Raw genomic sequence first — 18,384 nt, forward strand, 5'->3', positions numbered from 1 at the left:
GCTCTGCCCCCGCCGCGGCAAGCCGCGACTCCCCCGGGATATTTAGAGCCAGATGAAGCAGGGGATCCGTTCTTCATCTGGCCAAAAATATCCCGGAGCGCGAGGCAGAGCCTCGCAGATAGGTCTTGATTTTCTTCCGATCGCCTGTGATTGTCCGCGCCAACCGTTGGGGCGCCCCGTCTAAGGGGCTGAGAGGCGCAAGTGTGTCGACCCATCGAACCTGATCCGGGCAATACCGGCGTAGGGAACGGTCATATGAAATGCACACGTTTCCTACATCCGCGTTGCCCCCGTTTTGATGGAGCAACGAAATGGTGTCGATTGCACTGACAATTGCCGGGTCTGACAGTGGCGGCGGGGCCGGCATTCAGGCCGATCTCAAAGCCATGTCGGCGCTTGGCGTTTATGGCGCCAGCGTGATTACAGCCGTAACAGCGCAGAACACGCGGGCGGTTTCGGCTGTGCATGGGATTCCAATCGACGTCATCTCTGCCCAGATCACCGCGGTCTTGGCTGATTTGGATGTACAGGCGATCAAGATCGGGATGCTTGCAACGCCCGAGATTATCCGCACGGTTGCAGACGGCCTTGGCGGGTTCAATGGTCCGGTCGTATTGGACCCGGTCATGGTGGCAAAATCCGGTGATGCATTGCTGGCAAGCGATGCTGTTCAAACATTGCGAACGCACCTGTTGCCCATCGCAACCCTTTTGACCCCGAACCTGCCGGAAGCCGCCCGCCTGTTGGGTGAAACCGAGGCACGGTCCAAGGATGAGATGATCGTGCAGGGCCGTATGCTGTGCCAACTTGGGGCCCGGTTCGTGCTTATGAAGGGGGGGCACGCGAAGGGCGAAACATGTCATGACATTCTGGTTGGGCCATCGGGTGTTCTGGCCGATTACCGGGCGCCGCGGATCAAGACGCGGAACACCCATGGGACCGGGTGCACGTTGTCCTCGGCCATAACGGCCGGATTGGCCGCGGGATTGGCGCTTGAAGCCGCGGTCGCGCAGGCGCACGCCTATTTGCAGGGTGCGATTGCGCAGGCCGATGAACTGGATGTCGGGCAGGGGCATGGCCCCGTTCATCACTTTCATCAGGTGTGGGGCCGGTGACTGTCTGGTCTGTCATTGGTGCGGGTGTGGCAGGTCTTGCCGTCGCAAGCGAACTGACCGCGCGCGGGGCCCAAGTGCAGATGTTTGATCCGGGCGGACCGCCGGGGCCGCATGGTTGTTCGTGGTGGGCCGGCGGCATGTTGGCCCCCTGGTGCGAATACGAAAATGCCGAGGAACCGGTTTTGCGGTTGGGTCAAAAGGCGGCCGGATGGTGGGCAGACCGGACGCGTGTGCAGACCAATGGCACCCTGGTTGTTGCCAATGGGCGCGACTTGCCGGACCTGCGCCGCTTTGCCCGCCGAACCGAAGGTTACGAGCAGGTGGATCAGGCAAAAATCGCCGAATTAGAGCCTGATTTGTCCAACCATCGGTCCGGGTTGTTCTTTCCCGACGAAGCACATCTGAGCCCGCGGGCGGCCTTGTCTGACCTTCACCGCCAATTGCGCGAGCGGGGTGTGGAATTTCACCGCAAGCTCGCGCCATCGGGGTTGGATCACGTGATTGACTGCCGCGGGTTCCATGCGCGCGACTATTTGCACGACCTGAGGGGCGTGAAAGGCGAAATGCTGGTGATCCGTTGCCCGGATATTGGCTTGCGGCGCCCGGTGCGGCTGCTTCACCCGAGGATGCCGCTTTATATCGTGCCGCGCGGGGATGGGGTTTACATGTTGGGTGCCACCTCTATTGAATCCGAGGACAGCAGCCGCATTACCGCGCGCTCGATGCTGGAATTGCTCAGCGCCGCCTATGCGCTGAACCCGGCTTTTGGCGAGGCCGAGGTTCTGGAAATCGGCGTTGATTTGCGGCCCGCCTTTCCCGACAACCTGCCCCGCATCCGACGGTTGGGCCGGACAATCTTTGCCAACGGCCTTTACCGCCACGGATTCCTGCTGGCGCCAGCTTTGGCGCAAGGTGTGGCCGATCTGGCGCTTGAAAACAAACATTCGGAGATGGTCGATGAAGATCGTGCTTAACGGCGAGCCGCGCGAGGTGCGGGCGGCAACTCTTTCAGAGCTGCTGACGGAGTGTGGCTTTTCGGGTCGTGTTGCCACGGCAGTCAATGAAGAATTCGTGCCATCCAGCCTGCGCATCGCCCGCAAACTGGCTGTTGGCGACCGGGTCGAGGTTGTCTCGCCCATGCAGGGGGGCTGACGATGAAGACGTTTTATGGCACCGAGCTTTCCAACCCTTTGATGTTGGGCACCGCGCAGTATCCCAGCCCGGCCATTCTTGAGCAGGCCTTCCGCGAAAGCGGTGCCGGGGTTGCCACGGTTTCGTTGCGCCGCGAATCCGGGGCCGGGCAGACATTCTGGCAGATGATCCGTGATCTGGATGTGCAGGTTCTGCCCAACACCGCCGGGTGTCATACCGTCAAAGAGGCCGTGACCACGGCGCAAATGGCGCGCGAGGTGTTTGACACGCGGTGGATCAAGCTTGAGCTGATCGGCCATACCGACAGTCTGCAGCCGGATGTCTTCCAAATGGTCGAAGCCGCCCGCATCCTGACCGAGGACGGTTTTCAGGTGTTCCCCTATACCACCGATGACCTGATCGTGGGCGAACGGTTGCTTGAGGCCGGGTGCGAGGTCTTGATGCCCTGGGGCGCGCCAATTGGTTCTGGGCGCGGGTTGAACAATGAATACGCGCTGCGCGCGATGCGGGCCGAGTTTCCCGATGTGCCGCTGGTCATTGATGCGGGTATCGGGCTGCCCAGCCACGCCGCCCATGCGATGGAGCTGGGCTATGACGCGGTGTTGTTGAACACCGCCGTCGCGCGCGCCGGTGATCCGGTTCAGATGGCCTGTGCAATGATGCGCGCGATTGAGGCCGGGCTGATGGCGCACCAGGCCGACCCGATCGAGGCGCGCGATATGGCCGAACCCTCGACCCCTGTGATCGGAAAGGCGTTTTTGTCATGAAGCTGGACCGGTTCTATCCTATTTTTGACCATTCGGATTGGGTGCGGCGGATGTTGCCCCTGGGGGTAAAGCTGGTTCAGTTGCGGATCAAGGATCAGCCCGATCCGGCCGTGCGCGAACAGATCGTACTGTCCCGTGATCTTTGCCGGGAATATGGCGCTGTGTTGGTGGTGAATGACTATTGGCAGCAGGCGATAGAGCTGGGCTGTGACTGGATTCACCTGGGACAAGAAGATCTGGACGATGCCGACCTGCCCGCCATCCGCAAGGCTGGGCTGAAACTGGGCGTGTCCACCCATGACGATGATGAGCTTGAGCGCGTGCTGGCGATGGATCCGGATTACGTGGCGCTGGGGCCGGTCTATCCGACAATTCTGAAAAAGATGAAGTGGGAACAGCAGGGCCTGCCGCGTGTCACCGAATGGAAAGCCCGTGTGGGTGACATCCCCCTGGTGGGGATCGGCGGGATGAGCGTCGAGCGGGCGCCGGGCGTGTTGGAGGCAGGGGCGGATATCGTCTCGGCGGTGACCGACATTACCCTGAACGCCGACCCCGAGGCGCGCGTTCGCCAATGGATCGAGGCCACGAGATGAGCCGTTACGCCCGTCAAACCCTGTTGCCCGAGGTTGGGGCCGAAGGTCAGGCGCGACTGGCCGCAGCGCGCGTGCTGGTGGTTGGCGCGGGCGGGTTGGCGGCGCCGGTGCTGCCCTTGTTGGCGGGTGCCGGGGTGGGGCGGATCACCATTGTCGATGGCGATACGGTTGCCCTGTCGAACCTGCATCGCCAGACTTTGTTTACCGAGGCCGATTGTGACCGGCCCAAAGCGGAAATCGCAGCCGAGCGTTGCCGGGCGTTGAATGGTGAAATTGACGTAACCGACCAAAAACAGGCTCTAACAAGCGAAAACGCCAGCGCACTGGTGGCCGGGGTCGATGTGATCCTGGATTGTGCCGACAGCTATGCGGCCAGCTATATCCTGTCGGACACCTGTCTGGCGCAGGGCAAGCCCCTGATCAGCGCCTCGGTGCTTGGGCTTGCGGGATATGTGGGCGGCTTTTGCGGGGGTGCCCCATCGTTGCGGGCTCTGTTTCCGGATGCGCCTGACAGCGGCGCCAGCTGCGCCACCGCAGGCGTTCTGGGCCCGGTCGTTGGCGCGGTTGGGGCGATGCAGGCGCAGATGGCGATGAACCTCATCCTGGGGCTGCAACCGTCGCCTTTGGGCCAGATGATCCAGTATGACGGCCGCACCCTGCGCAGCACGGGATTTCGATTTGACGACGCGCCCGAGCCAAACCGGTGTTTCCGCTTTGTCTCGACAAGACAGCTGACGGCGGACGACCAGATTGTCGACTTGAGGGACGAGAACGAAGTACCCGTCCCGGCGCACCCGGATGCGCGGCGGATCACGCCCGAGAAAATATCCGAAATAGACCCTAATAAGGGTAAAAGGCTGGCACTTTGCTGTGCCAGCGGCCTGCGCGCATGGCGGGCGGCTGAACAAATTCAACCGGATTGGTCGGGCGAGATTGTCCTCGTCGCGGCCTCAACCTCGTGAACAAAAGGAAACGCGAGACATGAAGAAACTGATCGCTGCAATCGCCCTGCTGGCCGCCGCGCCAGCCTGGGCCGAAGACAAGATGACGGTGCTGCTGGACTGGTTCATCAACCCCGACCACGGCCCCATCATCGTGGCGCAGGAAAACGGCTATTTCGCCGAGCAGGGGCTTGAGGTCGAAATCGTACCGCCCGCCGATCCGTCCGCTCCGCCGCGCCTGGTTGCCGCCGGACAGGCGGACCTGGCTGTGTCGTATCAGCCGCAGCTGCACCTTCAGATCCACGAGGGCCTGCCCCTGAAGCGGGTCGGAACGCTGGTGGCAACACCGCTGAACTGCTTGCTGGTGTTGCAGGACGGGCCGATCAAGACGCTGGCTGACCTCAAGGGCAAAAAGGTCGGTTTCTCGGTTGCGGGCGTTGAAGAGGCGGTTCTGACCGCGATGCTGGATGCCCATGGCGTATCGCTGGGTGATATCGAGATGATCAACGTCAACTTCTCGCTGTCGCCGTCGCTGATGACCGGTCAGGTTGACGCGGTGATCGGCGCGTTCCGTAACTTCGAGTTGAACCAGATGGATATCGAAGGCGTCCCCGGCCGTTGCTTTTATATCGAGGAAGAAGGCGTGCCCCCCTATGACGAGCTGATCTATGTCGCCAACCCCGAAACAATGGATGCCGACAAGGTGGCGCGTTTCCTTGCCGCGACTGAGAAAGCCACCCAGTATATCGTCAACAATCCCGAAAAAAGCTGGGAAGTCTTCGCCGCCACTTCGACTGAATTGCAGGACGAGCTGAATGCGCGCGCCTGGGTCGACACGCTGCCCCGTTTCGCGCTGCGCCCTGCCGCCTTTGACGCGGGCCGGTATGCCCGGTTCGAAGAGTTCCTGAAGGACAGCGGCATGATCGACAGCCTCAACCCGGTCAGCGACATTGCCATCGATGTGACCGCGCAATGAGCGATTATGGCCAGGCCTTTGCGCTGATGCGCGCGGCGGCGGCAGAGCCGTGGCGGGATTATACCCGCCACGCCTTTGTCGAAGGGATGAAGGACGGCACCCTGCCGCGCACGGCGTTTCTGCATTACCTGCGGCAGGACTACATATTCCTGGTCCACTTTTCCCGCGCCTGGGCGCTGGCGGTGGTGAAATCCGAAACCCATTCGGAAATGCTGGCGGCCGTCGCGACGGTAAACGCGCTGGTGACCGAGGAAATGCAGTTGCACATTGGCATCTGCGAGGCCGAAGGCATCTCGGGCGAAGAGCTGTTTGCCACGGCAGAACGCGCCGAAAACCTTGCCTATACGCGGTTCGTGATCGAAGCCGGGTACAGCGGCGATCTGGCTGATCTGTTGGCCGCGCTTGCCCCCTGTGTGATGGGGTATGGCGAGATCGGGACACGCCTGGCTGGGGAAGCCACATCCGAGACCTATCGCGACTGGATCGACACCTATGCCGGCGAAGAGTATCAGAGCGCCTGTCGCGCGGTCGGAAAGCTGCTTGATCAGGCTCTAACACGACGCATTGGCGCGGATTTTGCGGCCTCTCCCCGATGGGACCGGCTGTGCCGCACCTTTCGCATCGCAACCGAGCTTGAGGCCAGTTTCTGGCAAATGGGCCTGACCCCATGACCCCGGCCCCCGATCTGACCATCAGCGGTTCGGCCAGCATTGCCGGTGCGCCCTTGTTCGCACCGCTGACCCTGTCGCTTGCGGCGGGGCAATGGACTTGCCTGCTGGGGGGATCGGGGGTTGGAAAGACAACCGTGCTGCGCCTGATTGCCGGGCTGGAAACCGGGGCCGATTTCGCCGGGTCGATCACCGCAAGTGACGCGCAGCCGGTTGCGGACCGCGTTGCGTATATGGCGCAGGATGACTTGTTGCTGCCCTGGGCGACGGTGGCGCAGAATGTCTCGTTGGGCGCGCGGTTGCGCGGCGAGACCGTCGATCAGGACCGCCGCGAACGCCTGATCCGGCGCATGCGTCTGCAAGATCACATGACCAAAAAACCGTCCGAGCTGTCGGGCGGTCAGCGACAGCGCGTGGCGCTGGCCCGCACGCTGATGGAGGATCGGCCCATCGTGCTGCTGGATGAACCTTTTTCGGCGCTGGACGCCCGTACCCGCGCCGATATGCAGGATCTGGCAGCCGAAGCGTTGCAGGGCCGTACCGTATTGCTGGTGACGCATGATCCGGGCGAGGCCGCGCGGTTGGGCCAGTCCATCGTCGTGATGACCCAAGCCGGGCTGACATCTTGTCCGCCGCCCCATGCCCCGGCACCGCGCAAGGTCGACGACCTGGAAACGCTGGAAACCCAGGGCGCCCTGTTGCGCTTGCTGCGCGAGGATGCGGCATGAAATATCTTTCAGCCCTTGCCGCCACCCTGTTTGCCCTTGCCATCTGGCAGGGCATCGTGACCGTGACAGGTCTGCCGAAGTTCATCCTGCCGGGGCCTGCCCTGGTGGCCGAGACCTGGTGGCAGAACCGTTGGCTGATCGCCGAACATACCTGGGTCACTGCCGTCGAAGTGGTGATCGGCCTGTTCTGCGGTACCGTGCTGGGCGTGGTGACCGCGCTGCAACTGGCCAGTTCCCGCGCAGCACGGGTGCTGGTGCAGCCGATGCTTGTCTTTACGCAGGCGCTGCCGGTTTTTGCCCTGGCACCGCTTTTGACCCTGTGGCTGGGCTATGGGCTTTGGTCCAAGGTGGCGATGGCGGTTCTGATCATCTATTTCCCGATCACTTCGTCCTTTTTCGACGGGCTGATGCGCACGCCTGCGGGCTATCTGGACCTTGCGCGGACCATGCAAGCCAGCAAGCGCAGCGTGTTGTGGCACATTCGCATTCCTGCCGCCCTGCCGTCGCTGGCCTCGGGGATGCGGCTGGCCGCGGTTTACGCACCCATCGGGGCGGTGATCGGCGAATGGGTGGGCTCGTCGCAGGGGTTGGGTTACCTGATGCTGCTGGCCAATGGCCGTGCCAAGACCGATCTGATGTTTGCCGCGATGCTGACGCTGGGGGTGTTTTCGATCCTCTTGCACCTGATCGTGCGCCGCGCCACGGCTCGCATGGCGGGTGAGGTTCGTTAACCTTTCAGCAACCGATTCTGCGCCAAGGTAAGCGCATGACACAGGACGCCTTTTCCGAAGCACCCATGCTGTTTGACACGGATGAAGCGCCAGCGCAGCCGCTGCCCTCTGGTCGGTTACCCTCCTACATCAAAGACCATCGCAAGCGGCTGCGCGAACGGTTCATGTCCGGCGGGTCGGCCGCGATGCCGGATTATGAGCTGTTGGAACTGGCCCTGTTCCGCTCGATCCCGCGGCAGGATGTGAAACCGCTGGCGCGGGCGCTGATGGACGCGTTTGGTGACTTCAACCGCGTCCTGACCGCGCCCGAGGAACGGCTGCGTCAGATCAAGGGCGTGCGCGATACGGTGATTACCGACCTGAAGATCATCGAAGCCTGTGCCCATCGCATGGCCCGCGCGCGGGTGATGCAGCGGCACGTGATCTCGGGCTGGGACGCGTTGGTGGATTACTGTCATACAACGATGGCCCACCGCGAAACCGAACAGTTCCGGGTGTTCTATCTGGACCGCAAGAATGTTCTGATCGCGGATGAGGAACAGGCGAAAGGCACCGTTGATCATGTTCCGGTCTACCCGCGTGAAGTCGCCAAACGGGCGCTGGAGCTGAACGCATCGGCACTGATCCTGGTGCATAACCACCCTTCGGGCGACCCGACCCCGTCGCAATCGGATATCGACATGACGGGCCGGATTCAGGATGCCTGCGTCGCGCTGGGGCTGGTGCTGCATGATCACCTGATCATCGGCAAATCGGCCGAGCTCAGCTTTCGCGCGCAGGGTTATCTGTAAGGGTCATTGCACCCAGACTTCGACCCGGCGGTTCGTCTTGCGGCCCCAATCGCTGTCGTCGCAGGCCATGGGCATGGCCTCGCCAAAGCCTTCGACCGTGACTTCGACACTGTCGGGTATCGCTGTTTCTACCGCGGCCAGAACCTCGTTTCGGACGGTCTTGGCCCGGCGCAATGCAATTTGCGCATTGCCGGCGGCGTTGCCATCCCCGTCGCTAAAGCCCGCAAAGGTCAGCCGGTGCGCGTCCAAGGCACCCGATTCCAGCGCCTGTGCCAGGATCTGGATATTTGACCGGGATTGGGCGTCGGGGCGTGAAGAACCTGGTTCGAACCGAAACGACAGTGACAGCCGCGACATCGGTCGCAGGGTGTCGATCATGCGTTGCACCTCGTCGATACCGACCTCAGAGGCGCCGGTTGTTATGGCATTTGCCAGACGGTCGCCCTGTAACCCGATGCGAATGGTCTCGGGTGCCTGATCGACAAAGCCCGCCGCCCGGATCACGTCCTGGGCCTCGTGGCTTTGGGTATAGGCCAGGAATTGGCGCGCAATCTTGGGCAGACGCCGGTCCGGCAGATACAGGAACATGGGTGCCGTCAGCGGATAGTCTTCGGTCTTGATCGACTGACGTGTTGCCGTCAGGGCATGACCGCATCCGCCCGACAGCGGCAACGCGCGCGCGGCACCGATACCTGCATGGCTTGCGATCCCAAGCGCAAACGGGTCCGCGGACACGGCGCGCACCAGGTCGCTGTTGCGTTTGTGACGCGCATAGGCGTGGTCCAGCGGCGCATTCGGGGGCACAAGCAACTGATCTTCGACAATCTGCGCCAGGCCGGACCCGGCATCCGGCAGATAGAGGGCGATTGGCGCATCCGGCCCGCCCAGATCGGACCAGTTGCCCGTTTCGCCGGTCAGAACGCGCGCCAGGTCCTGCACCGAGATCTGCCGGACCGGATTGTCCGGTGCCACGATCGGGACCATCGCGTCCAGCGCCAGAACCCGCGACCGCCGAACGCGGGTCAGATCGCCCAACCCGGCCTCGCGCGCGGCTGCAATCTCGGCCGGACGGACTTCGCGCAGCGCCAGCACGATGTCGGTTTCGTCGACCATCAGATCGGCAAAGCCCTGTTGGGTATCTGCGGTGCGAAAGATCAGCCGCCCCAGCGGTGCCTGTCGGCCCGATTGGTGCAGGGCATAGGCAAACTGCCCGTCCCCAAGATCAGAGCGGCTTGCCGTCAGGTCTTCGTGGTGGGCAAACCCGTCGATCAGGGCGGGCAAAAGTGCCTCGGCCATGACGGATGCGCCGGAGAACCGAATCTCGGCAACGAAATCGGTGAGGCTGGGGCAGGCGGGTCCGTCGCACGTGACGCCCGATCCGTCCACGGTCAGCTCTCCGAACTGGGTATCGACGCGGTAAAATTCGCCGTCATACCCCAGCAAGGTGCCAGTCACTTCGACCTTGCCGTCATGCGAGGTCAGCGCGATATCCTGCGCGTCGGCGGGGGAAATACCTGCCAGGAACGACACCGCCATGGATGCCGCGTATAGAATTCTCATTTGGGACCGTTCGCCTGCCTGCGGGTTACTTTGCGGCGATTGTCAGGTCTTGGAACAGATTATTCAACACCAGAAAGTCATTCCCTGATCCGCAGTCCGGCAGGGTCAGCGTCAGGTCGCGCGACCGCAGTCGCCGGTCGGACCGCAATTCCAGCGACTGAACGCTCAGATCGCGACCGCAATTGGCCTCGGTGATCTCGGCCTCGACGGTCAGGGCGACTGTCCCGGACCGATCTGCGCTGCCTGCGGGAAAGGAATAGAGTTCCACATTCTTGGCCTGCACCGCACCGGCCAGACCAAGATGGACAACCTGCCCGCTGCTGTCGGTATCGGAATTGGCCCAGACATGACCGGCCTGACCATAGCCTGCGCCAAATTCTAGCGCATGCAGTTGCAGGTCCGTATCGCCGTGCCATTGCAGGGCGATACGTTCAAACTCGGCGATGTCGGGGATATGCGTCGTGGCCGCGGTTCCGACCTTGTCGTCGAATGAAACAAGAAAGATGGCATATTCCGACAGGGCGGGAATGGTGACATCCAGATTGCCGCGCGCATCGGTCATGCCGGTAAAGGTCATGCCGCTGTGGTGCAGTTCGACCGCCTGGTCGCTATTGCACGGGGCCTTGACCGTCAGCCGAGCCGAGGCATTCGGCGCCGCAAAAGCGCGCGCGCTGATGGCGCAATTCACCTGTGGCTTGGCCAGCGATTGTTCGGGACGCACGCTGCGCCGTGTCGGCAAGGCCGCGCCATCGCCGCTGTCCCGCGACGGGGAAGAGGACGTCAGCACGATACCCTGAAGGCCAGCGATAACCGCGCCCTCGCCACTGGTGGCAGCCATGGCATGACGGGTTTCACCGGTGTCCGGCTGGGCGGCCGAACCGTTTTGCATCAGGTAACCGATGGCAAGGGCACAAAAGACTGTGCCACCCATGGTCACGTAGTTTCTCACAACAAACAAGACACCCTCCCCAGTTGAAGGAGCGAGTCGCACTCTCGTTAACAATCGCGGCATATATGTGGCCGCGCGACGGAGTCATTATGTCCGAATTAGGATTGACCCTAGGTCAGTCGGCCATGGCAGTGTTTGAACTTCTTGCCCGAGCCGCAGGGACATTTGTCATTGCGGGACGGGTTGCCCCAGGTCGAGGGGTCGTCTTCGACAAATCCGGGGCGCGGATCGCCCGAGGCCTCGGCCTCGGCGATGGCTTCGGCCTTGTCCGCGGCCTTTTGAACCTGGGCTTGCTGGGCCTGCATCTGCGCCAGCATTTCGCGCTGTTCTTCCTCGGTCAGCGGGCGCACGCGCGCCAGTTGCTGGGTCACGGTTTCGCGCAGGGAATCCAGCATGGTTTCGAACAGCTGGAAGCTTTCGTTTTTATATTCATTCAGCGGGTCGCGCTGCGCATAGCCGCGGAACCCCACGACCGAACGCAGATGTTCCAGCGTCAACAGATGCTCGCGCCATTTGCCGTCGATCGTGTTCAGCAGAACCTGCTTTTCGATGTTGCGCATGTTCTCGGGGCCGAAGGCCGCGGCTTTCTGGGCCATCATCTCGTCTGCGGCCTTGATCAGGCGGCTGCGCACCTCGTCGTCATCCACACCTTCTTCGGCGGCCCAGTCCTGAACCGGGACGTCGATATTCAGCTTTTCCCTGACCGCCGCGTGCAGACCCTCGGTATCCCACTGGTCGGCATAGGTTTTGGGCGGCATGAATGCGTCGATCAGGTCGTCGATGACCTGTTCGCGCATATCGGATGCGATGTCCGACAGGTCATCCGCCGACATGATCTCGCGGCGCTGTTCAAAGACAACCTTACGCTGGTCGTTCATCACGTCGTCGAATTTCAGAACGTTCTTGCGCATGTCAAAGTTGCGGCCTTCGACCTTTGCCTGCGCGCGTTCCAGCGACTTGTTCACCCAAGGGTGCACGATGGCTTCGCCCTCTTTCATGCCCAGGGTGGTCAGAACCTTGTCCAGCCGCTCTGATCCGAAGATGCGCATCAGGTCGTCTTCGAGGCTGAGGTAGAACACCGTCCGGCCCGGGTCGCCTTGACGGCCCGAGCGGCCGCGCAGCTGGTTGTCGATGCGGCGGCTTTCGTGCCGCTCCGAGGCCATGACATAGAGCCCGCCGGCCTCAAGCACTTTTTGCTTTTCTTCGGCGTGGCGTTCCGTTTCGGTGGCGCGCAGTTCGGCGGGGTCGGCATCGGGGTTCTCTGCCAGGGCCTGCAGCACTTTCATTTCGACATTGCCGCCCAGCTGGATATCCGTACCGCGCCCGGCCATGTTGGTTGCGATCGTCACGGCCCCCAGACGCCCGGCTTCGGCGACGATCTGGGCTTCTTGTTCATGCTGACGGGCGTTCAGCACGTTGTGCTGCACACCTTCCTTGGTCAAAAGCTGGCTCAGGACTTCGGACTTCTCGATCGAGGTGGTGCCGACAAGGACAGGCTGGCCCTTGGCGCTGGCCTCTTTGGTTTCCTTGATCATGGCGCCATATTTCTCGGCGGCGGTCCGATAGACCTGATCGTCTTCGTCAACGCGGGCAATGGGCCGGTTGGTCGGAACCTCGACCACGCCCAGGCCGTAGATTTCGGCAAATTCCTCGGCCTCGGTCAGTGCGGTGCCGGTCATGCCGCCCAGCTTGTCATACAGGCGGAAATAGTTCTGGAAGGTCACGCTGGCCAGGGTGACGTTTTCGGGCTGAATGGCCACGTCTTCCTTGGCCTCGATGGCCTGGTGCAGACCTTCGGACAGGCGGCGTCCGGGCATCATGCGGCCGGTAAATTCGTCGATCAGCACGACATTGCCGTCGCGCACGATGTAATCCTTGTCGCGCTGGAACAGCTTGTGCGCGCGCAGACCCTGGTTGACATGGTGTACCACGGTGGTGCTTTCGGGATCGTAAAGCGAATGCCCTTCGGGGATCAGCCCGGCCTCGAGCAGCATCTGTTCAAGGAATTCATTGCCCTCATCGGTAAACGTCACGCTGCGCGCCTTTTCGTCCACCGCATAGTGATCGTCCTGCAGCGACGGGATCAGCGCGTCAATCGCGGTATACAGATCCGACCGGTCCTGCGACGGGCCGGAAATGATCAGCGGCGTCCGCGCCTCGTCGATCAGGATCGAATCCACCTCGTCGACAATCGCGAAATTGTGGTATTTCTGATAGACCTCGTTCAGGTCCGACTTCATGTTGTCCCGCAGATAGTCAAAGCCCAGTTCGTTATTGGTGGCATAGGTCACGTCACAGGCATAGGCGGCCTTTTTCTCGGCATCGGGCTGGCCCGACCAGATGACGCCGGTGGTCATGCCCAATGCGCCGAACACCTTGCCCATCCATTCGGCATCGCGCTTGGCCAGGTATTCGTTCACCGTGACCACGTGTACGCCCTTGCCGGTCAGCGCGTTCAGGTAGGCCGGGAAAGTCGCAACCAGCGTCTTGCCTTCACCCGTTTTCATTTCCGAGATATTGCCCTGGTGCAGGAAGATGCCGCCCATCAGCTGCACGTCAAAGCCCCGCAGGCCCAGCGCGCGCTTGGCGCCTTCGCGGACATTGGCAAAGGCCTCGGGCAGCAGGTTGTCCAGGCTTTCGCCATCCAGCGCGCGTTTGCGCAGCTCGGCGGTCTTTTCGATCAGACCTTCATCCGACAGCTTTTCGAACTCTGGCTCCAGCGCATTGATCTTTTCGACCAGCGGGCGGGTCGCCTTGATCTTGCGGTCGTTCGGTGTTCCGAACACCTTTTTGGCGAGCGTTCCGAGTCCCAGCATGTTCACTCCAGCGGATCTGTTCTTGTCTTGGTTGCGACAGGCTTGCCCACCTTGCGCGCAACCCATAGATACGGGGGGAGAAAGGCGGCCCTGTCCAAGGCTTCAAGGCGATGTAAGCGGCAGGTTCTGAAGTGTCAACGCCGCGCCCTGTCGCGGCAAAGAAATAGGATGATTCCATGCCCAAAGGCCTCACTTTTCTGCCATCGCTGGCTCTGGCTGCCGTGATGGCGCTGCCCCTTGCTGCCGAAACCAAGCCCGACGCGGGCACGGTTGTCGCGCGGGTCAACGGGGATGAGATCACATTGGGTCACGTTCTGGCGGCGTCTGCCAACCTGCCGCAGGATTACCTGAACCTGGAAGACGAGGTTCTGTACGAATTCGTTCTGGAACAGCTTATCCAGCAGCAATTGCTGAGCCAGCAGCAACAAGAGCTGAGCGATCTGCACACGCTGATGCTGGACAATGAGACACGCTCGTTGCGCGCGGTTCAGACGGTCAGCGAGATTACGGCGGCCGATGTGACGGACGCGGCGATCAGGGCCGCATATGACTCCGAGTTTGCCGAATTCGAAGGGGCGCCCGAATATGACGCCAGCCATATCCTTGTAGAAAGCGAGGATGAGGCCAAGGCGATCAAGGCCCTGCTGGATGATGGCGCGGATTTCGCCGAGCTGGCCCGCGAAAAATCCACCGGCCCGTCGGGCCCGAATGGCGGTGCGCTGGGATGGTTTGGCGCAGGCCGGATGGTGCCCGAATTCGAAGCCGCCGTCGTGTCGCTGGATGTCGGCGAGGTATCCGAGCCCGTTCAAACCCAGTTTGGCTGGCATGTCGTTACCCTGAATGACACCCGCAAAACACAGGCCCCGGCCTTTGAAGACATTCGCGAGCAACTGGCCCAGAGCGTCCGCCAAAGCGCCGTCCAGGCCCGCATTGACGAGCTTGCCGAACAAGGCCAGGTCGAGCGCCCGGCACCCGAGGGGTTCGGCCCCGAAGTGGTGCGCCAGTTGGACCTTATTCAGGAGTAATCGCGGTGGCGACGATCACGAAGGTATCGCCGCTGGCACCAGCGGCCTTTCCCGAACTGCCTGCAATTGACGGGGTCCGTTTTTCCACTGTCGAGGCGGGGGTCCGTTATCAGGGTCGCACCGATGTCATGCTGGCCGTGCTGGACCCCGGCACCGCCGTGGCGGGTGTTTTCACCCGCTCGGCCACCCGCGCCGCGCCGGTTCTGGATTGTCAGGAAAAGATCGGCGGGCCCAATGATGGCCCGGCGGCGATCCTTGTGAATTCGGGCAATGCCAATGCCTTTACCGGTCACCATGGCCAGACCTCGGTGGCCGAGGTGACGCAAGCCGTGTCCAAGGCCGCCGGCGTGCCGGTCGAACGGGTCTTTACCTCGTCCACGGGTGTGATCGGCGAGCCGCTGTCCCATGACCGCATCATAGCCAGGCTGGAAGACCTGAAATCCGGTCTCAGCCGTCACGCGATCGAAGACGCGGCGCGCGCCATCATGACCACGGACACGTTCCCCAAGGGCGCATCGGCGCAGGTCGAGATCGCGGGAAAAACAGTCTCTATTGCGGGGATTGCAAAGGGATCCGGCATGATTGCGCCCGATATGGCGACGATGCTGGTCTATATCTTCACCGACGCGCAGGTGGACCAAACTGCGCTGCAGGCGCTGCTGGGTGCGCAGACGGACCGGACGTTCAACTGCATCACAGTGGACAGCGATACCTCGACTTCGGATACGCTGCTTTTGTGCGCAACCGGGGCGTCGGGGGTTGATGCAACCGGCAACGCGGCCTTTGCCGAGGCGTTGGAAACCGTCATGCTGGATCTGGCGCATCAAGTGGTCCGTGATGGCGAAGGGGCCACCAAATTTGTCGAGATACGCGTGACCGGGGCCGCGTCAGACGCCGATGCCAAGGTCCATGGTCTGGCCATCGCCAATTCACCGCTGGTCAAGACCGCGATCGCGGGCGAAGACCCCAACTGGGGCCGCGTGGTCATGGCAATCGGCAAATCCGGTGCCGCCGCTGACCGCGACCTTCTGAGTATTTCCTTTGGTGATATTCTGGTTGCGGAAAAAGGCTGGGTCAGCCCCGATTATCGCGAGGAAGACACGGCCGCCTATATGAAAGGCCAAGACCTTGTGATCAGGGTCGATCTTGGGCTTGGTTCCGGGCGTTCCACTGTCTGGACCTGCGATCTGACCCACGGATATATCGAGATCAACGCGGATTACCGGTCGTGAAAACAATCCTTGTCTCTGCCGTAGCCCTGATCGACATCGAGGGCCGCGTCCTGCTGGCGCAACGCCCCGAGGGCAAATCCATGGCTGGTCTGTGGGAGTTTCCCGGCGGCAAGATCGAACCGGGTGAAACCCCCGAGGCCGCATTGATCCGTGAATTGCACGAAGAGCTTGGCATCGACACCTGGGCGTCCTGCCTGGCCCCGCTGACCTTTGCCAGCCACAGCTATGATGATTTCCACCTGCTGATGCCGCTGTTTGCCTGCCGTAAATGGGACGGCATTCCTCAGGCCCGCGAAGGTCAGGCCCTGAAATGGGTCCGCGCAAACGATCTGCGCAATTATCCGATGCCAGCCGCGGATGTGCCGCTGATTCCGATTCTGCGGGATTGGCTGTAAGGCCGGGCGCGCCGATCTGAGGGCGCGCGGTTCCCCATAGCAGGGGGACCAGGCCAAAAGTACGCCTCTCAAAATCTGGGCAATTGTGTTACCGTGCCCGGCGGGAGGATCGACGCCTTGACCGAACGGCGGCACGTCGAGGAGATTGAGCGGGTGCTGGAGGGCACCCAGACCGGGCGCGACAGCCAGGTTTCGGCGTCGTGGCGGCGCTGTGTCGAACTGTACGGCATGGACCCTCTGCGCAACGATCCGGCCCATATCGTGACCGAAAGCGAGCTGCGCGACCACCGGCAGCAGGCAGAGTGGATGATCTCTGCGGCGCGATCGGGCCTGCAAAGCCTGTTTCGCCAGGTTGCGGGGCAGAATTACGTCCTGCTTCTGACCGATGAACAGGGCGTCTGCGTCGACTTTTTCGGCGATGACCTGTTTCTAGATGAGCTTCAGGGCGCGGGGCTTTACCTGGGCTCGAACTGGTCGGAGGACCTGGCCGGTACCTGCGGCGTCGGGGCCTGTATCGTGACCAGGGAACCCGTGACCATCCACCAGGACGATCATTTCGGCAACGCTCATACGGCGCTGTCATGTACGGCCGCGCCCATCTTTGACAGCCTTGGAAAACTGACGGCGGTTCTGGATATTTCGCTTTTGCGGTCCCCAACCGCCAAAAGCAGCCAGAACCTTGCCATGTCTCTTGTGACCACCGCCGCCCGGCGCGTCGAGATGGCCAACCTGATGGCCGAAAGCCGCCGCGACTGGGTGTTGCGCCTGTCGTCCAGCCCCGAATTCCTGGATGTCGACCCCGAGGTTGCGGTGCGGCTGGATGGCACCGGCAAGGTCATCGGGTATACGCGCGGGGTTCGTAAACTGTTTCCCGACGGTGCGCCTATTCTTGGCCAGCGCATCGACGAGGTTCTGGGGCTGACGGTGGACGATCTGCCGGACCTGATGCGCGACCGGCCCACCGAAGAGCGGATTGTCGAAATGCGCGATGGCGGGGCATTATTTGGCCACGCCATTTCCCCGCAGGTGCCACGGCGGCCGGGCGGTGGCCGCCAGCGCAGCGGTGTTCTGGCCGGTTTGGCCGGTAACGACGCCCATATGGAACGGCTTTTGACACAGGCGGAAAAGCTTGCCGGAACCGCCGTGCCGCTGCTGATTACCGGAGAGACCGGCGCAGGCAAGGGACGGCTGGCGCGCGCCATCCACATGGCCGGAAAAACGGACGGTTTCCTGACCATCGACTGCGGCGGCGCGACGCCAGAGGCTTTGCAGGCGATCTGTGACACTGCGACGGGGCCCACGACGCTTGTGCTGCGTCGTCTTGAGGAGCTGTCCGAAAAGACCGCGAATGCCCTGACCGCGATACTTGATCAGAAAACGGACCTTAGACCGGTATCCACGACCTGCCAGGACCCTGCCGAGCTTGCCTTGTCGCGGCCGCTGTTTCATCGGTTGGCCGGGGGAATTCTGGCCTTGCCGCCGCTGCGTCAAAGGCAGGATCTGGGTTGGCTGATCGACCGGTTGCTGCGTCGCCGGGCAACCGACGACATAAGGCTGTCGCCAGCGGCGCGCGTCGATCTGCTGGGGCGGTCCTGGCCGGGCAATTTCCGCGAACTTGAACAGGCGTTGGACATTGCCATTGCGCTGTGCGGCGGGACGGTGATTGATGTGCCGGACTTGCCTTCTCCGGTCGAGGCGGCGGCAGGGCCGGAAGAGTCGCTGGAACAGATACTGGAGGCGTGCGACTGGAACATGTCGCGCGCGGCGCGGCGTCTTGGTGTCAACCGGTCCACGATCCTGCGTCGGATGCGCAAATCCGGGTTGCACCCCCCGGCCTGACATGTTGCGCGGCGTTGCGTATGCAACATGCGGCAGTGCAGCACGCCCTTTTTTCGACAAACGCGGCAAATGCCAATAGCTGAAGCGCAATCCGCGCTGGAATACT

General features: G+C 62.2%; 18 protein-coding genes and 1 riboswitch. Of the genes, 15 read left to right on the forward strand and 3 right to left on the reverse strand.

Annotated elements, in window-relative coordinates; all coding sequences use genetic code 11:
* Window positions 1-157 precede the first annotated feature (157 nt).
* Window positions 158-264, forward strand: a riboswitch (TPP riboswitch).
* Window positions 265-311: 47 nt separating this feature from the next.
* The 11 genes from thiD to radC are packed head-to-tail and all read left to right on the forward strand — an operon-like array spanning window position 312 to window position 8,462.
* Window positions 312-1,115 carry a bifunctional hydroxymethylpyrimidine kinase/phosphomethylpyrimidine kinase gene (thiD, locus tag ACXAG8_RS08985; protein ID WP_475223530.1) on the forward strand — a complete coding sequence of 268 codons (804 nt, stop codon included), beginning with the start codon at window positions 312-314 and terminating at the stop codon, window positions 1,113-1,115.
* Window positions 1,112-2,089: a glycine oxidase ThiO gene (gene thiO, locus ACXAG8_RS08990; RefSeq protein ID WP_475223531.1), complete on the forward strand. Its 978-nt coding sequence runs from the start codon at window positions 1,112-1,114 to the stop codon at window positions 2,087-2,089. Before thiD ends, thiO begins: the two co-directional genes overlap by 4 nt.
* Window positions 2,073-2,267, forward strand: coding sequence for a sulfur carrier protein ThiS (gene thiS, locus ACXAG8_RS08995; RefSeq protein ID WP_475223532.1), 195 nt, complete (start codon window positions 2,073-2,075; stop codon window positions 2,265-2,267). The genes thiO and thiS overlap by 17 nt, the downstream gene beginning before the upstream one ends.
* A 2-nt stretch (window positions 2,268-2,269) precedes the next feature.
* Window positions 2,270-3,034, forward strand: coding sequence for a thiazole synthase (locus tag ACXAG8_RS09000; protein ID WP_475223533.1), 765 nt, complete (start codon window positions 2,270-2,272; stop codon window positions 3,032-3,034).
* The gene (locus ACXAG8_RS09005) at window positions 3,031-3,627 is read left to right on the forward strand and encodes a thiamine phosphate synthase (RefSeq protein ID WP_475223534.1); all 597 of its coding nucleotides are present in this window, start codon (window positions 3,031-3,033) and stop codon (window positions 3,625-3,627) included. Before ACXAG8_RS09000 ends, ACXAG8_RS09005 begins: the two co-directional genes overlap by 4 nt.
* Window positions 3,624-4,589, forward strand: coding sequence for a ThiF family adenylyltransferase (locus ACXAG8_RS09010; protein ID WP_475223535.1), 966 nt, complete (start codon window positions 3,624-3,626; stop codon window positions 4,587-4,589). Before ACXAG8_RS09005 ends, ACXAG8_RS09010 begins: the two co-directional genes overlap by 4 nt.
* A 19-nt stretch (window positions 4,590-4,608) precedes the next feature.
* Window positions 4,609-5,544, forward strand: a complete 936-nt coding sequence (locus ACXAG8_RS09015; protein ID WP_475223536.1) for an ABC transporter substrate-binding protein — start codon at window positions 4,609-4,611, stop codon at window positions 5,542-5,544.
* A complete protein-coding gene (gene tenA, locus ACXAG8_RS09020; RefSeq protein WP_475223537.1) occupies window positions 5,541-6,215 on the forward strand; it encodes a thiaminase II in 675 nt (224 codons plus the stop codon). Before ACXAG8_RS09015 ends, tenA begins: the two co-directional genes overlap by 4 nt.
* A complete protein-coding gene (locus ACXAG8_RS09025) occupies window positions 6,212-6,940 on the forward strand; it encodes an ABC transporter ATP-binding protein (RefSeq protein WP_475223538.1) in 729 nt (242 codons plus the stop codon). The genes tenA and ACXAG8_RS09025 overlap by 4 nt, the downstream gene beginning before the upstream one ends.
* Window positions 6,937-7,671: an ABC transporter permease gene (locus tag ACXAG8_RS09030; RefSeq protein WP_475223539.1), complete on the forward strand. Its 735-nt coding sequence runs from the start codon at window positions 6,937-6,939 to the stop codon at window positions 7,669-7,671. The genes ACXAG8_RS09025 and ACXAG8_RS09030 overlap by 4 nt, the downstream gene beginning before the upstream one ends.
* Window positions 7,672-7,706: 35 nt before the next feature.
* Window positions 7,707-8,462: a RadC family protein gene (radC, locus tag ACXAG8_RS09035; protein ID WP_475223540.1), complete on the forward strand. Its 756-nt coding sequence runs from the start codon at window positions 7,707-7,709 to the stop codon at window positions 8,460-8,462.
* Between the two features lie 3 nt (window positions 8,463-8,465).
* Here radC and ACXAG8_RS09040 read toward each other — a convergent pair whose 3' ends face one another.
* From ACXAG8_RS09040 to secA, 3 genes are all read right to left on the reverse strand, one after another.
* Entirely contained in the window at window positions 8,466-10,022 is a 1,557-nt protein-coding gene (locus ACXAG8_RS09040) for a phosphate ABC transporter substrate-binding/OmpA family protein (RefSeq protein WP_475223541.1), read from the reverse strand.
* A 25-nt stretch (window positions 10,023-10,047) separates the two neighbouring features.
* Window positions 10,048-10,971 carry a hypothetical protein gene (locus ACXAG8_RS09045; protein WP_475224128.1) on the reverse strand — a complete coding sequence of 308 codons (924 nt, stop codon included), beginning with the start codon at window positions 10,969-10,971 and terminating at the stop codon, window positions 10,048-10,050.
* A gap of 110 nt (window positions 10,972-11,081) precedes the next feature.
* Complete coding sequence (gene secA / locus ACXAG8_RS09050) at window positions 11,082-13,787, reverse strand: preprotein translocase subunit SecA (protein ID WP_475223542.1); 2,706 nt, start codon at window positions 13,785-13,787, stop codon at window positions 11,082-11,084.
* 176 nt (window positions 13,788-13,963) lie between these two features.
* Between secA and ACXAG8_RS09055 the strand changes: the two genes are divergently transcribed.
* From ACXAG8_RS09055 to ACXAG8_RS09070, 4 genes are all read left to right on the forward strand, one after another.
* Window positions 13,964-14,812: a peptidylprolyl isomerase gene (locus ACXAG8_RS09055; protein ID WP_475223543.1), complete on the forward strand. Its 849-nt coding sequence runs from the start codon at window positions 13,964-13,966 to the stop codon at window positions 14,810-14,812.
* A 5-nt stretch (window positions 14,813-14,817) separates the two neighbouring features.
* On the forward strand, window positions 14,818-16,044 hold the full coding sequence (gene argJ / locus ACXAG8_RS09060; protein WP_475223544.1) for a bifunctional glutamate N-acetyltransferase/amino-acid acetyltransferase ArgJ: 1,227 nt from the start codon (window positions 14,818-14,820) through the stop codon (window positions 16,042-16,044).
* Window positions 16,041-16,439, forward strand: a complete 399-nt coding sequence (gene mutT, locus ACXAG8_RS09065) for an 8-oxo-dGTP diphosphatase MutT (RefSeq protein WP_475223545.1) — start codon at window positions 16,041-16,043, stop codon at window positions 16,437-16,439. Before argJ ends, mutT begins: the two co-directional genes overlap by 4 nt.
* 117 nt (window positions 16,440-16,556) lie before the next feature.
* Window positions 16,557-18,278, forward strand: a complete 1,722-nt coding sequence (locus tag ACXAG8_RS09070) for a sigma-54-dependent Fis family transcriptional regulator (protein ID WP_475223546.1) — start codon at window positions 16,557-16,559, stop codon at window positions 18,276-18,278.
* Window positions 18,279-18,384: the final 106 nt, after the last annotated feature.

It is taken from the genome of Ruegeria sp. ABD4_443 (genome assembly GCF_056160865.1).

Bases quoted from the DNA above. Each gene is read 5' to 3' on its own strand.
- tenA (WP_475223537.1), top strand. From the start codon at position 5,541: ATGAGCGATTATGGCCAGGCCTTTGCGCTGATGCGCGCGGCGGCGGCA.
- secA (WP_475223542.1), bottom strand. From the start codon at position 13,787: ATGCTGGGACTCGGAACGCTCGCCAAAAAGGTGTTCGGAACACCGAAC.
- radC (WP_475223540.1), top strand. From the start codon at position 7,707: ATGACACAGGACGCCTTTTCCGAAGCACCCATGCTGTTTGACACGGAT.
- thiS (WP_475223532.1), top strand. From the start codon at position 2,073: ATGAAGATCGTGCTTAACGGCGAGCCGCGCGAGGTGCGGGCGGCAACT.
- ACXAG8_RS09010 (WP_475223535.1), top strand. From the start codon at position 3,624: ATGAGCCGTTACGCCCGTCAAACCCTGTTGCCCGAGGTTGGGGCCGAA.
- ACXAG8_RS09005 (WP_475223534.1), top strand. From the start codon at position 3,031: ATGAAGCTGGACCGGTTCTATCCTATTTTTGACCATTCGGATTGGGTG.
- ACXAG8_RS09030 (WP_475223539.1), top strand. From the start codon at position 6,937: ATGAAATATCTTTCAGCCCTTGCCGCCACCCTGTTTGCCCTTGCCATC.
- ACXAG8_RS09025 (WP_475223538.1), top strand. From the start codon at position 6,212: ATGACCCCGGCCCCCGATCTGACCATCAGCGGTTCGGCCAGCATTGCC.
- thiD (WP_475223530.1), top strand. From the start codon at position 312: ATGGTGTCGATTGCACTGACAATTGCCGGGTCTGACAGTGGCGGCGGG.
- ACXAG8_RS09015 (WP_475223536.1), top strand. From the start codon at position 4,609: ATGAAGAAACTGATCGCTGCAATCGCCCTGCTGGCCGCCGCGCCAGCC.
- ACXAG8_RS09040 (WP_475223541.1), bottom strand. From the start codon at position 10,022: ATGAGAATTCTATACGCGGCATCCATGGCGGTGTCGTTCCTGGCAGGT.
- ACXAG8_RS09055 (WP_475223543.1), top strand. From the start codon at position 13,964: ATGCCCAAAGGCCTCACTTTTCTGCCATCGCTGGCTCTGGCTGCCGTG.
- ACXAG8_RS09000 (WP_475223533.1), top strand. From the start codon at position 2,270: ATGAAGACGTTTTATGGCACCGAGCTTTCCAACCCTTTGATGTTGGGC.